This is a genomic window from Streptomyces sp. CoH27 (assembly GCF_020181035.1).
Taxonomy (GTDB): Bacteria; Actinomycetota; Actinomycetes; order Streptomycetales; family Streptomycetaceae; genus Streptomyces; species Streptomyces camelliae.
This window is the reverse complement of the sequence record NZ_JAIQYY010000011.1, coordinates 28,763-43,729: the sequence shown is the minus strand read 5'-3', so window position 1 is coordinate 43,729 and position 14,967 is coordinate 28,763. Positions and strand designations below refer to the sequence as shown.

General features: G+C 70.5%; 14 protein-coding genes. 11 read left to right on the top strand and 3 right to left on the bottom strand.

The window, feature by feature from the left end:
• Positions 1-99 precede the first annotated feature (99 nt).
• On the top strand, positions 100-2,076 hold the full coding sequence (gene thrS / locus LE548_RS19495; RefSeq protein WP_225098175.1) for a threonine--tRNA ligase: 1,977 nt from the start codon (positions 100-102) through the stop codon (positions 2,074-2,076).
• A 35-nt stretch (positions 2,077-2,111) separates the two neighbouring features.
• On the opposite strand, the gene LE548_RS19490 is transcribed toward thrS, so the two are convergent.
• Positions 2,112-2,768: a potassium channel family protein gene (locus LE548_RS19490; protein ID WP_225098174.1), complete on the bottom strand. Its 657-nt coding sequence runs from the start codon at positions 2,766-2,768 to the stop codon at positions 2,112-2,114.
• Positions 2,769-2,835: 67 nt separating this feature from the next.
• Here LE548_RS19490 and LE548_RS19485 point away from each other — a divergent pair, with 67 nt between their 5' ends.
• Positions 2,836-3,393 carry an HIT domain-containing protein gene (locus tag LE548_RS19485; protein ID WP_225098173.1) on the top strand — a complete coding sequence of 186 codons (558 nt, stop codon included), beginning with the start codon at positions 2,836-2,838 and terminating at the stop codon, positions 3,391-3,393.
• Between the two features lie 157 nt (positions 3,394-3,550).
• Here the strand turns inward: LE548_RS19485 and LE548_RS19480 are convergent, their stop codons facing one another.
• Positions 3,551-5,197: a hypothetical protein gene (locus LE548_RS19480; RefSeq protein ID WP_225098172.1), complete on the bottom strand. Its 1,647-nt coding sequence runs from the start codon at positions 5,195-5,197 to the stop codon at positions 3,551-3,553.
• Between the two features lie 224 nt (positions 5,198-5,421).
• On the bottom strand, positions 5,422-7,620 hold the full coding sequence (locus tag LE548_RS19475) for an elongation factor G-like protein EF-G2 (protein WP_225098171.1): 2,199 nt from the start codon (positions 7,618-7,620) through the stop codon (positions 5,422-5,424).
• A gap of 229 nt (positions 7,621-7,849) precedes the next feature.
• On the opposite strand from LE548_RS19475, the gene pgsA reads away from it, so the two are divergent.
• From pgsA to ruvA, 9 genes are all read left to right on the top strand, one after another.
• Entirely contained in the window at positions 7,850-8,569 is a 720-nt protein-coding gene (gene pgsA / locus LE548_RS19470) for a phosphatidylinositol phosphate synthase (RefSeq protein WP_225098170.1), read from the top strand.
• On the top strand, positions 8,566-9,474 hold the full coding sequence (locus LE548_RS19465) for a phosphatidylinositol mannoside acyltransferase (RefSeq protein ID WP_225098169.1): 909 nt from the start codon (positions 8,566-8,568) through the stop codon (positions 9,472-9,474). The genes pgsA and LE548_RS19465 overlap by 4 nt, the downstream gene beginning before the upstream one ends.
• Positions 9,471-10,634: a glycosyltransferase family 4 protein gene (locus LE548_RS19460; protein ID WP_225098168.1), complete on the top strand. Its 1,164-nt coding sequence runs from the start codon at positions 9,471-9,473 to the stop codon at positions 10,632-10,634. The genes LE548_RS19465 and LE548_RS19460 overlap by 4 nt, the downstream gene beginning before the upstream one ends.
• Before the next feature lie 38 nt (positions 10,635-10,672).
• Entirely contained in the window at positions 10,673-11,215 is a 543-nt protein-coding gene (locus tag LE548_RS19455; RefSeq protein ID WP_225098167.1) for a hypothetical protein, read from the top strand.
• A gap of 123 nt (positions 11,216-11,338) precedes the next feature.
• Complete coding sequence (gene pdxS, locus LE548_RS19450; RefSeq protein WP_069781943.1) at positions 11,339-12,244, top strand: pyridoxal 5'-phosphate synthase lyase subunit PdxS; 906 nt, start codon at positions 11,339-11,341, stop codon at positions 12,242-12,244.
• A 7-nt stretch (positions 12,245-12,251) separates the two neighbouring features.
• Positions 12,252-12,863 (top strand): pyridoxal 5'-phosphate synthase glutaminase subunit PdxT, encoded by a 612-nt coding sequence (pdxT, locus tag LE548_RS19445; protein ID WP_225098166.1) that lies wholly within the window; start codon positions 12,252-12,254, stop codon positions 12,861-12,863.
• Between the two features lie 48 nt (positions 12,864-12,911).
• Complete coding sequence (locus LE548_RS19440; protein ID WP_225098165.1) at positions 12,912-13,664, top strand: YebC/PmpR family DNA-binding transcriptional regulator; 753 nt, start codon at positions 12,912-12,914, stop codon at positions 13,662-13,664.
• A gap of 138 nt (positions 13,665-13,802) precedes the next feature.
• Positions 13,803-14,342: a crossover junction endodeoxyribonuclease RuvC gene (gene ruvC / locus LE548_RS19435; RefSeq protein ID WP_225098164.1), complete on the top strand. Its 540-nt coding sequence runs from the start codon at positions 13,803-13,805 to the stop codon at positions 14,340-14,342.
• Entirely contained in the window at positions 14,339-14,944 is a 606-nt protein-coding gene (gene ruvA, locus LE548_RS19430) for a Holliday junction branch migration protein RuvA (RefSeq protein WP_225098163.1), read from the top strand. Before ruvC ends, ruvA begins: the two co-directional genes overlap by 4 nt.
• The last annotated feature ends 23 nt before the right edge of the window (positions 14,945-14,967 follow it).

The window sequence follows — 14,967 nt, the reverse complement described above, 5'->3', positions numbered from 1 at the left end:
GGGTGACCGTTTCGCGGTCGGTGCCGTCGGGTCGGTACGATCGCCTGTGCGCGCGCTCCTGGTATGGCGCCGCACCCCACCTTCAGTCAGGAGAGACCGGTGTCAGACGTCCGTGTGATCATCCAACGCGATTCCGAGCGGGAAGAACGCGTGGTGACGACGGGCACTACGGCCGCCGACCTCTTCGCGGGCGAGCGCTCGATCATCGCCGCGCGGGTCGGGGGCGACCTGAAGGACCTCGCCTACGAGGTCAAGGACGGCGAGATCGTCGAGGGTGTCGAGATCTCCTCCGAGGACGGTCTGAACATCCTGCGCCACTCCACCGCGCACGTCATGGCGCAGGCCGTGCAGGAGATCTTCCCCGAGGCCAAGCTGGGCATCGGCCCGCCCGTCAAGGACGGCTTCTACTACGACTTCGACGTCGAGAAGCCGTTCACGCCCGAGGATCTCAAGGCCATCGAGAAGAAGATGCAGGAGATCCAGAAGCGGGGGCAGAAGTTCTCCCGCCGCGTCGTCACCGACGAGGCAGCCCGTGAGGAGCTGGCCTCCGAGCCGTACAAGCTGGAGCTGATCGGCCTCAAGGGCTCCGCGTCGCACGACGACGGCGCGGACGTCGAGGTCGGCGCCGGTGAGCTGACGATCTACGACAACCTCGACGCCAAGACCGGCGAGCTGTGCTGGAAGGACCTGTGCCGCGGTCCGCACCTGCCCTCGACCCGGCTGATCCCGGCGTTCAAGCTGATGCGCAACGCGGCCGCCTACTGGCGCGGCAGCGAGAAGAACCCGATGCTCCAGCGCATCTACGGCACCGCCTGGCCCTCCAAGGACGAGCTGAAGGCGCACCTGGACTTCCTCGCCGAGGCCGAGAAGCGCGACCACCGCAAGCTCGGCACCGAGCTGGACCTCTTCTCCATCCCGGAGCAGATCGGCTCCGGCCTCGCCGTCTTCCACCCCAAGGGCGGCATCATCCGCCGCGTGATGGAGGACTACTCGCGCCGCCGCCACGAGGAAGAGGGCTACGAGTTCGTCTACACCCCGCACGCGACGAAGGGGAAGCTCTTCGAGACGTCCGGGCACCTGGACTGGTACGCCGAGGGCATGTACCCGCCCATGCAGCTCGACGAGGGCGTGGACTACTACCTCAAGCCCATGAACTGCCCGATGCACAACCTGATCTTCGACGCGCGCGGTCGCTCGTACCGTGAACTGCCGCTGCGCCTCTTCGAGTTCGGGACCGTGTACCGGTACGAGAAGTCGGGCGTCGTGCACGGCCTCACCCGCGCCCGGGGCTTCACCCAGGACGACGCGCACATCTACTGCACCCGTGAGCAGATGTCCGAGGAACTGGACAAGACGCTCACCTTCGTCCTCGGCCTGCTGCGCGACTACGGCCTCACCGACTTCTACCTGGAGCTGTCCACCAAGGACCCGGAGAAGTTCGTCGGCTCCGACGAGGTCTGGGAAGAGGCGACCGAGACCCTGCGCCAGGTCGCCGAGAAGCAGGGCCTGCCCCTCGTCCCCGACCCGGGCGGCGCCGCGTTCTACGGTCCGAAGATCTCCGTCCAGGCCAAGGACGCGATCGGCCGGACCTGGCAGATGTCGACCATCCAGCTCGACTTCAACCTGCCCGAGCGCTTCAACCTGGAGTACACCGGCCCCGACGGCTCGAAGCAGCGCCCGGTGATGATCCACCGCGCTCTGTTCGGCTCCATCGAGCGCTTCTTCGCGGTGCTCCTGGAGCACTACGCGGGTGCCTTCCCGGCGTGGCTGGCGCCGGTCCAGGCGCTCGGCATCCCGATCGGCGACGCGCACGTGGAGTACCTGGAGAAGTTCGCGGCGGCGGCCCGGAAGAAGGGGCTGCGCGTCGAGGTGGACTCCTCCTCGGACCGGATGCAGAAGAAGATCCGCAACGCCCAGAAGCAGAAGGTGCCCTTCATGGTCATCGCGGGCGACGAGGACATGTCGGGCGGCTCCGTCTCCTTCCGCTACCGTGACGGCTCCCAGGAGAACGGCATCCCGTTCGACGAGGCCATCGCCAAGATCGCGCAGGTCGTGGAGGAGCGGGCGCAGGTCTGATCCGGCCCCTGTTCCGTACGAAAGCCCCCGGAGGTTCAGCTCCCCGGGGGCCTTTCGTCGCCCTCCCGGTAGAACGTCCGCATCAGCCAGGAGGAGAACGATCCCGTCACCGCGCCGAGCAGGGCGAGGCCGCCGATCATCATGCCGGTGGCGATCACCCGGCCCAGGGGGGTGACAGGGGTGACGTCCCCGTAGCCGACCGTGGTGAGGGTCGAGGCGGCCCACCACACCGCGTCCCCGAACGTGCGCATGGTGGCGCCGGGCGCCCCACGCTCGGCCTGGTACACCGCGAGCGAGCCGGAGAAGGCGAGCAGCACGGTGGACAGGCCGGCGTAGGAGATCACCCGCGCATGCAGCGAGAGCCGGGGCTGTCCGGACCGCCGCTGGACCGCTTCGTACAGCCGAACGATCCGAAGCGGGCGCAGCAGCGGCAGGAGGACCACCACCGTGTGCAGCATGTGCGTGGGGACGAAGCGCAGGCCCTGTCCGCTGAGCCGCCAGCTCACCACGTAGTCCGCGGCGAACACCAGCCAGAGGCCGAACGTCACGGACAAGCACACGACATGCCAGACGGCGGGCACGTCAGGGGCCAGGACATGCGTGGCATACGCGGCGAGGTAGGCCAGCGCCGCCACGAAGAGGGGAATCTCGGTGCGATGCTCCCAGTGCTTCGCACGGCTGTCGTCGTCCACCGGCCAAGCTTGGCCGGAGAAGGTCTTCCGGGCGCCCCGGCGACACGCCGGGAACAGGTGAAGCCATATGCTGCATGGCATGACGAGTGAGCCGGAGCAGCAGATCGGAGTGGGGACGCCGGACGCGTTCCAGCGCCTGTGGACGCCCCACCGGATGGCGTACATCCAGGGCGAGAACAAGCCGACCGGTCCGGGGGCCGACGACGGTTGTCCCTTCTGCGCGATTCCGGCCAAGTCCGACGAGGACGGGCTGATCGTCCGCCGTGGTGAGCATGTGTACGCCGTGCTCAACCTCTACCCGTACAACGGCGGCCATCTGATGACGGTGCCGTACCGGCACGTCGCCGACTACACCGAGCTGACCGGGGCGGAGACCGCCGAGCTGGCCGAGCTGACCAAGCAGGCGATGACGGCCCTGCGCACCGCGTCCGGGGCGCACGGCTTCAACATCGGCATGAACCAGGGCACGGTCGCGGGCGCCGGCATCGCCGCGCATCTGCACCAGCACATCGTCCCGCGCTGGGGCGGCGACACGAACTTCATGCCGGTGGTGGGCCACACGAAGGTGCTGCCGCAGCTGCTGGCCGACACCCGGAAGATGCTGGCGGAGGCGTGGCCGGTCTAGGGCCTTTCTTTTGGATCAGGCCGTGACATCAGAAGCCGAGTGCGGGGGAGCCGGCGAGTGACGACAACGTCGCAGATGCGCGTGCCAGACCCCGCGGCCCCGGCAAGATCCGAAAGAGAGGCCCTAGGGCCGGGGTGCCCTCTGCCGAGGGCACCGCTCACGCGTCGTACAGGTCGGCCTTCCGCGGTGTCGGGTCCTGGACATTGGTGCTGAGGAACGCCGAGCGGGCGCCGAACTTCTCCGTGTCCACGCCGTTCTCCTCCAGCACCCTGATCGCGGCCGAGTGCACCACCCGGAGCACCGGCGTGGCCGCGCGCAGCGCATCGTCGGCCATGAAGCGGTGCCGCCAGGGCTGGTCGGCCCAGGCGTGCCGCAGGCCGAACGGTTCGGGCAGGGTGAGCGAGCCGCCGAGCCAGTTGAGCAGCGGCGGGTACCAGGTCAGCGGGGCGCGCGCGGCGAGCCGTACGACCTCGTCGGTGCCGACCAGCGGCAGCTTGATCGTGCGGGTCTCCCAGGGCTTGAGCGACTTGGAGACCTCCTTGGTCGGCGCCTCCGGCTTGGAGGTGAACAGCGAGTTCACCGGACCCAGCGCGTGCCCGGTCACCTCGATACGCAGGGTCTGGTGCAGCACCGTCACCGTGATCAGCATCGTGATGATGAGCTGGCCGTCCCACAGAGTCCACTGCACGCCCAGGTAGTGCCGGTCGCCGCTGCCGAACTGCTGCTTGTTGCAGATGTCCTGTATCGCGTGCGGCTTGACCTGGAACGCCTCGACGTCCGTGCCCTCGGGCCGGGACACCGCCGCGGCCTTCTCGCCGATCGGCGTGACGATCCAGTGCTTGATGGAGGGCTTGGGGAAGCCGCCGGTGTTCAGCGGGCCGCGCTGCAGCAGGCCGAGCTGGTCGTGGATCGCGCGGACGACGTCCCAGCTGCGGAACGGGTGGATCTCCCGGGACGGGTCGGCGGGCAGCAGATCCTCGGCGAGCTGCCAGGCGCCCCAGCGGGTGCCCATGCCGAGTATGCCCTTCGGGCCCGCGTAGAAGACCGAGTTGGACTGCTGCTCGGCGCTGAGCCGGGCCAGTGACTGGCGCAGCTCCTCGGCCGCCGTCTGGTTCGGACCGCGCGGCACGGCCTCAGGGACCTTGGCGCCGACGCTGGTGCCGGAGAGCAGGCCGTCCCAGCGGGCCCGCAGGTCCGTGGCGGTGGCTTCGCAGATCCGCTTGGCCCAGTACCAGCCGATGACGGGCATGACGACGGCCAGGCGCGCGTACCACGCCCAGAAGCCGGTGAACGGCATCTTGATCAGGAAGAGCACGGCGAGCACGCCGACGGCGAGGAGCAGCGCGGTGGCCAGCGATCCGGCGCGCTTGTCGTCGCGCTTGGCGATGTACGTGCGCAGCTGGAAGACGAGCAGCCAGACCAGCATGCCGGGCAGGAACAACAGCCCGCACAGCGCCGTGACGGCGGCCAGGCGGTTGTCGCGCTCGCGGCGGATGTTGTTGGCCGCGAGGCAGTGCTCGACGACGAACTGCGGCTCGGAGCCGAAGGACTGGATGAGCGCCTTGCGGCCGGGAGCGAGCATGCGCGCGATCACGGCCCGCGAGAACGCCTCACCGAGATTGGGCCGCAGCAGCGCGATCCGGCCGGACTTGACGGTCGACTGGTGCCATTCGTTGTCGGCCTTCTTGATCTCGTCGATCGGGCTGTCCCGGTATGCGGCGGAGGCCAGCGCGGAGGTCGCCGCGTAACCGTCGCCGCCCGAGACGGGCACCTGGGGCCCGTCCCACTCCGTTCCTATCGACATTCCCGCCCCCCTCGCCGCCGTGTCGCTTCTGCGGCCTTCCCGACTTCCTTGCTCCGCACACCTGTTGAACAGGCCATCGCACCGAATTGCCCGCCGGTCACCGGACGACTGCGGCATGGCGCGATCAGGTGATCAGCGTATCCGCCGCCACCGACAACCGGCGGGCGGACGGCCGAAGCCGCCCGCCCACGCGGCGATTTCGAGACGCGGTGACCTCCGGTGAACTAGGCCGTCTCGTCCGCCTGTTCGCGGATCCGTTCGGCGACCTGCGGTGGCATCGGCTCGTGCCGGGCGTACGTCCGGTCGAAGCGGGCCGTGCCGTGCGACAGCGAGCGCAGGTCGACGGCGTACCGGCCGATCTCGAACTCGGGCACCTCGGCCCGGATCAGAGTCCGTCCGGAGCCCACCTGCTCGGTGCCGAGCACCCGGCCGCGCCGGCTCGACAGGTCGCTCATCACGGCGCCCACGTAGTCGTCGCCGACCAGCACGGACACCTCGGCCACCGGCTCCAGCAGATGGATCCGGGCCTCGGCCGCGGCCTCGCGCAGCGCCAGCGCGCCCGCCGTCTGGAAGGCGGCGTCGGAGGAGTCCACCGAGTGCGCCTTGCCGTCCAGCAGCGTGATCCGCACGTCCACCAGCGGGTATCCGGCGGCGACACCCTTGGCGGCCTGCGCCCGTACGCCCTTCTCGACGGACGGGATGAACTGCCGCGGTACGGCGCCGCCGACCACCTTGTCCACGAACTCGATGCCCGAGCCGCCCGGCAGCGGTTCCACCTCGATCTCGCAGATGGCGTACTGCCCGTGCCCGCCGGACTGCTTCACGTGCCGGCCGCGTCCGCTCGCCTTGTGCGCGAACGTCTCCCGCAGGGAGACCCGGTGCGGGACGACGTCGACCTGCACGCCGTAGCGGGTGCGCAGCCGTTCCAGGGCGACGTCCGCGTGGGCCTCGCCCAGGCACCACAGGACCACCTGGTGGGTGTCCTGGTTCTGCTCCAGCCGCATGGTCGGGTCCTCGGCGACCAGCCGGGACAGGCCCTGCGAGAGCTTGTCCTCGTCCGCCTTGCTGTGCGCCTGGATGGCGAGCGGCAGCAGCGGGTCGGGCATCCGCCAGGGCTCCATCAGGAGCGGGTCGTCCTTCGCGGAGAGGGTGTCCCCGGTCTCGGCCCGGCCGAGCTTGGCCACGCACACCAGGTCGCCGGCGACGGCGCGCGTCACCGGGCGCTGCTGCTTGCCGAAGGGCATGGACAGGGCGCCGACCTTCTCGTCGACGTCGTGGTCCTCGTGGCCGCGGTCGGTGAGGCCGTGCCCGGAGACGTGGACCGTCTGGTCGGGGCGCAGGGTGCCGGAGAAGAGGCGGACCAGGGAGACCCGGCCGACGTAGGGGTCGGAGGCGGTCTTGACGACCTCGGCGACCAGCGGGCCGGAGATGTCGCACGGCTTCAGCTCGCGCCGCTTGCCGTCGATGGTGCTCACCTCGGGCAGCATGTGCTCGAACGGCGTCGGGTAACCGCCGGTGACCAGCTCCAGTAGCTCGACCGTGCCGAGCCCCTGCCGGGCGCCCTCGGCGGCGGGGGCGGCCGCCAGGACGGGGAAGAAGGAGCCGCGGGCGACGGCCCGCTCCAGGTCCTCGATCAGCGTCTTGACGTCGACCTGCTCGCCGCCGAGATAGCGGTCCATGAGGGTCTCGTCCTCGCTCTCGGCGATGATCCCCTCGATGAGCCGGTTGCGGGCCTCCTCGATGCCGGGCAGCTGGTCCTCGCCGGGCTCGGACTCCTTGCGCTCCCCGGTCGAGTAGTCGAACAGCTTCTGCGACAGCAGCCCGACCAGCCCGGTCACGGGCGCGTGCCCGTCGGGGCCCTCCGGGCCGCGCAGCGGCAGGTACAGCGGGAGCACGGCGTCCGGGTCGTCCCCGCCGAAGGCCTGTGCGCAGGTCCGGGTCATCTCCTCGAAGTCCGCGCGCGCGGCCTCCAGATGCGTGATGACGATCGCGCGGGGCATCCCGACGGCCGCGCACTCCTCCCACACCATCCGGGTCGAGCCTTCCACCCCGTCCGAGGCCGAGACGACGAAGAGAGCCGCGTCCGCGGCGCGCAGACCGGCCCTCAGCTCCCCGACGAAGTCGGCGTACCCGGGGGTGTCGAGGATATTGATCTTGATGCCGTTCCATTCGACCGGCACCAGGGAGAGCTGTACGGACCGCTGCTGCCGGTGCTCGATCTCGTCGTAGTCCGACACGGTGCCGCCGTCCTCGACGCGGCCCGCCCGGTTCACCGCCCCCGCGGTCAGCGCGAGGGCCTCCACCAGAGTCGTCTTGCCCGAACCGGAGTGGCCGACCAGCACCACGTTCCGTACAGACGCGGGCTGGTCGGCCTCAAGAGCCCTGCCGGCGGCCCCGGGGTGGGTCTGTGTCTTGTCGCCCATGATCCTGCCTCCCGTGCACGGTGAGGTCACTGTGGGCGCGGACACGCGGGATCCGCGTGTGGTGGCGGCTCCGGCGACGCCCGCGGTTATTCGAGCTTTCCACTCCGGTCACGCTGCGTCCATACGAACGTCCCGATCGCGCCACGCACGCCCCGCGCACGGCGGCGCACACCGGCTCGTGCCACGGGCTGCGGTGCCCGCCCGTCACGCACGCGCGCGCGTGGCTACGATGGGCCAGCCGGAGGTCACCAGGGCCGCGGCGACACCGACCGTCGGGAAGGCCATGCTGAACAAGTACGCGCGTGCATTCTTCACGCGTGTCCTCACACCGTTCGCCGCGTTTCTCATCCGGCGGGGGGTGAGCCCCGACACGGTCACGCTCATCGGCACGGCCGGTGTGGTGGCGGGCGCGCTGGTCTTCTACCCCCGGGGCGGGTTCTTCTGGGGCACGGTCGTCATCACCCTGTTCGTCTTCTCCGACCTGATCGACGGCAACATGGCCCGCCAGCTGGGCCGCTCCAGCCGCTGGGGCGCCTTCCTGGACTCCACCCTCGACCGGGTCGCCGACGGCGCGATCTTCGGCGGCTTCGCGCTCTGGTACGCGGGCAACGGCAACAACAACGTGTTGTGCGCGGTGTCGATCTTCTGTCTGGCCAGCGGCCAGGTGGTGTCGTACACCAAGGCGCGCGGCGAGTCGATCGGGCTGCCGGTCGCCGTCAACGGCCTTGTCGAGCGCGCCGAGCGGCTGGTGATCTCGCTGGTCGCGGCCGGTCTCGCGGGCCTGCACACGTTCGGTGTGCCGGGCATCCAGTGGCTGCTGCCGATCGCCCTGTGGATCGTCGCGGCCGGCAGCCTGGTCACGCTGATCCAGCGGGTCGTCACCGTCCGCCGCGAGTCCGCCGAGGCGGAGGCGGCCGCTCAGGCGAGCCCCAGTGAGGCCGCGAAATGAGCACCGCGGAACGGTTCACCGACGCGCTGTACGGGCTCGGCTGGAGTGCCGTCAAGAAACTCCCCGAACCGGCCGCGGTCCGGCTCGGCCGTACCATCGCCGACCTCGCCTGGAAGCAGCGCGGCAAGGGCGTGCAGCGGCTGGAGGCCAACTACGCGCGCGTGGTGCCCGGCGCGACCCCCGAGCGCCTCGCCGAGCTGTCCCGCGCGGGCATGCGCTCGTATCTGCGCTACTGGATGGAGTCCTTCCGGCTGCCGGCCTGGAACCGTGAGCGGGTGAAGACCGGCTTCGACCCGAAGGACGTGCACCACCTGACCGACGGGCTCGCCTCGGACCGGGGCGTGATCCTCGCCCTGCCGCACATGGCCAACTACGACCTGGCCGGCGCCTGGGTCACCACCAAGCTGGAGACGCCCTTCACGACCGTCGCCGAGCGGCTGAAACCCGAGACGCTCTACGACCGTTTCGTCGCCTACCGCGAGGGCCTCGGCATGGAGGTGCTGCCGCACAGCGGGGGCTCCGCCTTCGGCACCCTGGCCCGGCGGCTGCGCGACGGCGGCCTGGTCTGCCTGGTCGCCGACCGTGACCTGTCCGCCTCCGGGGTCGAGGTCGACTTCTTCGGCGAGCGGACCCGGATGCCCGCGGGCCCGGCCCTGCTCGCCCAGCAGACCGGCGCGCTGCTGCTGCCGGTCACCCTCTGGTACGACGACTCGCCCGTCATGCGGGGGCAGGTGCATCCCCCGATCGAGGTACCGGAGTCAGGCACGCGCGCGGAGAAGACGTCTGTGATGACACAGGCGCTGGCCGATGCCTTCGCCACCGGGATCGCCGACCATCCGGAGGACTGGCACATGCTCCAGCGCTTGTGGCTCGCCGACCTCGACCCGGCGAAGGGGCCCTCGTGAGAATCGGGATCGTCTGCCCGTACTCCTGGGACGTGCCCGGGGGCGTCCAGTTCCACATCCGCGACCTCGCCGAGTACTTCATCCGGCTCGGCCACGAGGTCTCCGTCCTCGCCCCGGCCGACGACGACACCCCGCTGCCGCCGTACGTCGTCTCGGCCGGCCGCGCGGTCCCGGTGCCGTACAACGGCTCGGTGGCCCGGCTGAACTTCGGCTTCCTGTCGGCCGCGCGGGTACGGCGCTGGCTGCACGAGGGCCATTTCGACGTGGTCCACATCCACGAGCCGACCTCGCCCTCGCTGGGCCTGCTGACCTGCTGGGCCGCCCAGGGCCCGATCGTCGCCACCTTCCACACCTCCAACCCCCGCTCACGCGCGATGATCGCCGCGTACGCCATCCTCCAGGCCGCCTTGGAGAAGATCAGCGCGCGGATCGCGGTCAGCGAGTACGCCCGCCGCACCCTGGTCGAGCACCTCGGCGGGGACGCGGTGGTCATCCCCAACGGCGTCGACGTGGACTTCTTCGCCAAGGCCGAGCCGAAGCCGGAGTGGCAGGCCGACACGATCGGTTTCATCGGCCGTATCGACGAGCCCCGCAAGGGTCTGCCGGTGCTGATGAAGGCCCTGCCGAAGATTCTGGCCGCCCGCCCGCAGACCCGGCTGCTGGTGGCGGGCCGCGGCGACGAGGAGGCCGCCGTCGAGGACCTCCCGAAGGAGCTGCGCGCACGCGTGGAGTTCCTCGGCATGATCAGCGACGAGGACAAGGCGCGTCTCCTGCGCAGCGTCGACCTGTACGTCGCGCCCAACACCGGCGGCGAGAGCTTCGGCATCATCCTCGTCGAGGCGATGTCGGCGGGCGCCCCTGTGCTCGCCTCCGACCTGGACGCCTTCGTCCAGGTCCTCGACCAGGGCGAGGCGGGCGAGGTCTTCGCCAACGAGGACGCCGACGCGCTCGCCGAGGCGGCCGTACGCCTCCTGGACGACCCCGCCCGCCGTACCGAGCTCCGTAAACACGGCAGCGCCCACGTACGGCGCTTCGACTGGTCCACGGTCGGCGCGGACATCCTGTCGGTCTACGAGACGGTCACGGCCGGCGCGGCGGCGGTCGCGGCCGACGAACGCACGACCGGACTGCGGGCACGGTTCGGGCTGGCGCGGGACTGACGCCCAGGGCGCCTGCGCGCAGCCGATAGCCTTCCCGCGTGACCGCAACCCTCATCTGGATCCTCGTCGTCCTCGTCGCGATCGGCGTCTACCTGAGCTGGACGGCCGGGCGGCTGGACCGGCTGCACGTGCGGATGGACGCCGCGCGGGCCGCGCTCGACGCGCAGCTGCTGCGGCGCGCCTCCGTGACGCAGGAACTGGCCACCTCGGGCGTGCTGGACCCGGCCGCCTCGATCGTGCTGTACGAGGCGGCGCACGCGGCCCGGCAGGCCGAGGAGGAGCAGCGAGAGGTCGCGGAGAGCGAGCTGAGCCAGGCGCTGCGCGCGGTCTTCGAGCTCCCGGCCCAGGTGGAGGCCGTACGCGAGGCCCCCGGCGGTGAGGCGGCGGCCCGTGAGCTGGCCGAGGCCGTCCGCCGCGTCCCGATGGCCCGCCGCTTCCACAACGACGCCGTGGGCGCCGCCCGCAGACTCCGCGAGCACCGCAAGGTCCGCTGGTTCCGGCTCGCCGGCCACGCCCCGTTCCCGCTGGCCTTCGAGATGGACGACGAGCCGCCCGCGGCCCTGGTGGAGCGGGACGTCTGAACCCCGGGGCCCCTCCCTGGACGAAAAGGATCCACCGGCTGTCCATTGGCCCTTGCTGTGGCCTGGTCCACTCGCGTTTCCTCTCTGAGGCAGTAACCCTCTTTCCCTTCAGTGAGGTCATCCGTGTCCACCATCGAGAACCAGGCTCCCGAGACCGGCACCGCGCGCGTGAAGCGCGGCATGGCCGAGCAGCTCAAGGGCGGCGTGATCATGGACGTCGTCACGCCGGAGCAGGCGAAGATCGCCGAGGACGCGGGCGCCGTCGCCGTCATGGCCCTGGAGCGGGTCCCGGCCGACATCCGCAAGGACGGCGGCGTGGCCCGTATGTCCGACCCGGACATGATCGAGGGCATCATCGACGCCGTCTCCATCCCGGTCATGGCCAAGTCCCGGATCGGCCACTTCGTCGAGGCCCAGGTCCTCCAGTCCCTCGGCGTCGACTACATCGACGAGTCCGAGGTCCTCACCCCGGCCGACGAGGTCAACCACTCCGACAAGTGGGCCTTCACCACCCCCTTCGTGTGTGGTGCCACCAACTTGGGCGAGGCCCTGCGCCGCATCGCCGAGGGCGCCGCGATGATCCGCTCCAAGGGCGAGGCCGGTACCGGCAACGTCGTCGAGGCCGTGCGCCACCTGCGCCAGATCAAGAACGAGATCGCCAAGTTGCGCGGCTTCGACAACCACGAGCTGTACGCCGCCGCCAAGGAGCTGCGCGCCCCGTACGAGCTGGTCAAGGAGGTCGCCGAGCTGGGCAAGCTCCCCGTCGTGCTGTTCTCCGCCGGCGGCGTCGCCACCCCGGCCGACGCGGCCCTGATGCGCCAGCTCGGCGCCGAGGGCGTCTTCGTGGGCTCCGGCATCTTCAAGTCCGGCGACCCGGCCAAGCGCGCCGCCGCCATCGTCAAGGCCACCACCTTCTACGACGACCCCAAGATCATCGCGGACGCGTCCCGCAACCTCGGCGAGGCCATGGTCGGCATCAACTGCGACACCCTCCCCGAGACCGAGCGCTACGCCAACCGCGGCTGGTAAGCGCCACATGTCCGACGAAGCCCCTGTCATAGGCGTCCTGGCCCTCCAGGGCGACGTACGGGAGCACCTCATCGCCCTGGCCGCGGCCGACGCCGTGGCCAGGCCGGTGCGGCGCCCCGAGGAACTCGCCGAGGTCGACGGTCTCGTCCTGCCCGGCGGCGAGTCCACCACCATCTCCAAGCTGGCCATTCTGTTCGGCGTGATGGAGCCCCTCCGCGCGCGCGTGGCCGACGGCATGCCCGTCTACGGCACCTGCGCGGGCATGATCATGCTGGCCGACAAGATCCTCGACCCGCGCTCGGGCCAGGAGACCATCGGCGGCATCGACATGATCGTGCGCCGCAACGCCTTCGGCCGCCAGAACGAGTCCTTCGAGGCCGAGGTCGACGTGAAGGGCGTCCCGGGCGATCCTGTGGAGGGCGTCTTCATCCGCGCCCCCTGGGTGGAGTCCGTGGGCGCCGGGGCCGAGGTGCTCGCCGAGCACGACGGCCACATCGTCGCCGTCCGCCAGGGCAACGCGCTCGCCACGTCGTTCCACCCGGAACTGACCGGCGACCACCGCGTGCACTCCCTGTTCGTGGACATGGTGCGCGCGAACCGGGCGGCTGAGTCCTTGTAGGATCTCTGGCGTTCGTTATGTAGAGGGTTACGCGAAGGAGACAGGCAGATGTCCGGCCACTCTAAATGGGCTACGACGAAGCACAAGAAGGCCGTGATCGACGCCAAGCGCGGCAAGCTCTTCGCGAAGCTGATCAAGAACATCGAGGTCGCGGCGCGCATGGGCGGCGTCGACCTCGATGGCAACCCGACGCTCTACGACGCCGTCCAGAAGGCCAAGAAGCAGTCGGTGCCGAACAAGAACATCGACTCCGCGATCAAGCGTGGTGGTGGTCTTGAGGCCGGCGGCGCCGACTACGAGACGATCATGTACGAGGGCTACGGCCCCAACGGTGTCGCTGTGCTCATCGAGTGCCTCACCGACAACCGCAACCGCGCCGCCTCCGACGTCCGCGTCGCCATGACCCGCAACGGCGGCTCCATGGCCGACCCGGGCTCCGTGTCGTACATGTTCAGCCGCAAGGGTGTCGTCATCGTCCCCAAGGGCGAGCTCACCGAGGACGACGTGCTCGGTGCCGTCCTGGACGCGGGCGCCGAGGAGGTCAACGACCTCGGCGAGACCTTCGAGGTCATCAGCGAGGCCACCGACCTGGTCGCGGTCCGCACCGCCCTCCAGGAGGCCGGCATCGACTACGACTCCGCCGAGTCCAGCTTCGTGCCGTCCGTCCAGGTCGAGCTGGACGAGGAGGGCGCCAAGAAGATCTTCAAGCTGATCGACGCGCTGGAGGACAGCGACGACGTGCAGAACGTCTTCGCGAACTTCGACGTCAGCGACGAGATCATGGAGAAGGTCGACGCGTAACGCGCACGGCTTGCCGACGGGCCGACGGGACACACCCCGTCGGCCCGTCGCGTTGTACGGCGTTGTCAGTGGCACCCGATAGCCTGCACAAACAGGTGAGCGAAAGCCTGTGAGCGAGCGATCGATGGGAGGGGCGCGGTGCGCGTACTGGGGGTGGACCCCGGGCTGACCCGGTGCGGTGTCGGCGTCGTCGAGGGGGTCGCGGGGCGCCCGCTGACGATGCTCGGCGTCGGTGTCGTACGCACGCCCGTGGACGCCGACCTGAGCCACCGGCTGCTCGCCGTCGAACAGGGCATCGAGCAGTGGCTGGACGAGCACCGGCCGGAGTTCGTCGCCGTGGAGCGCGTCTTCAGCCAGCACAATGTGCGCACGGTGATGGGCACCGCCCAGGCCAGCGCCGTCGCCATGCTGTGCGCCGCCCGGCGCGGCATCCCCGTCGCCCTGCACACCCCCAGCGAGGTCAAGGCGGCCGTCACCGGCAGCGGACGCGCCGACAAGGCGCAGATCGGGGCCATGGTCACCCGGCTGCTCCGGCTCGCCGCGCCGCCCAAGCCGGCCGACGCCGCCGACGCCCTCGCGCTCGCCATCTGCCACATCTGGCGCGCCCCCGCGCAGAACCGGCTCCAGCAGGCGGTCGCCCGCAACACAGCCCACGCAACGAAAGGCCGTACGGCATGATCGCCTTCGTCAGCGGCACGGTCGCCGCCCTCGCCCCCGATGCAGCGGTCGTCGAGGTCGGCGGGGTCGGCATGGCCGTCCAGTGCACGCCGAACACGCTGTCCACGCTGCGCATCGGCCAGCCGGCCAAGCTGCACACCTCCCTCGTGGTCCGCGAGGACTCGCTGACCCTGTACGGCTTCGGCGACGACGACGAGCGCCAGGTCTTCGAGCTGCTCCAGACCGCGAGCGGCGTCGGCCCGCGCCTGGCCCAGGCGATGCTCGCCGTGCACACCCCGGACGCGCTGCGCCGCGCCGTTGCCACAGGTGACGAGAAGGCCCTGACCGCCGTCCCGGGCATCGGCAAGAAGGGCGCGCAGAAGCTGCTGCTGGAGCTGAAGGACCGGCTCGGCGAACCGATCGGCGCCCCCGTGGTCGGCGCCCCGGTCAGCCAGGGCTGGCGGGACCAGCTGCACGCGGCCCTCATCGGCCTCGGCTACGCCACCCGCGAGGCCGACGAGGCGGTCACCGCCGTGGCCCCCCAGGCCGAGGCCGCGGGCGGCACCCCGCAGGTCGGCCAATTGCTGAAGGCCGCCCTGCAGACCCTGAACCGCGCCCGCTGACCCTCACGACGCAGACCCCACGA

Bases quoted from the DNA above. Each gene is read 5' to 3' on its own strand.
- LE548_RS19485 (WP_225098173.1), top strand. From the start codon at position 2,836: ATGCTGCATGGCATGACGAGTGAGCCGGAGCAGCAGATCGGAGTGGGG.
- LE548_RS19480 (WP_225098172.1), bottom strand. From the start codon at position 5,197: ATGTCGATAGGAACGGAGTGGGACGGGCCCCAGGTGCCCGTCTCGGGC.
- LE548_RS19475 (WP_225098171.1), bottom strand. From the start codon at position 7,620: ATGGGCGACAAGACACAGACCCACCCCGGGGCCGCCGGCAGGGCTCTT.
- pgsA (WP_225098170.1), top strand. From the start codon at position 7,850: ATGGGCCAGCCGGAGGTCACCAGGGCCGCGGCGACACCGACCGTCGGG.
- LE548_RS19465 (WP_225098169.1), top strand. From the start codon at position 8,566: ATGAGCACCGCGGAACGGTTCACCGACGCGCTGTACGGGCTCGGCTGG.
- pdxT (WP_225098166.1), top strand. From the start codon at position 12,252: ATGTCCGACGAAGCCCCTGTCATAGGCGTCCTGGCCCTCCAGGGCGAC.
- LE548_RS19440 (WP_225098165.1), top strand. From the start codon at position 12,912: ATGTCCGGCCACTCTAAATGGGCTACGACGAAGCACAAGAAGGCCGTG.
- ruvA (WP_225098163.1), top strand. From the start codon at position 14,339: ATGATCGCCTTCGTCAGCGGCACGGTCGCCGCCCTCGCCCCCGATGCA.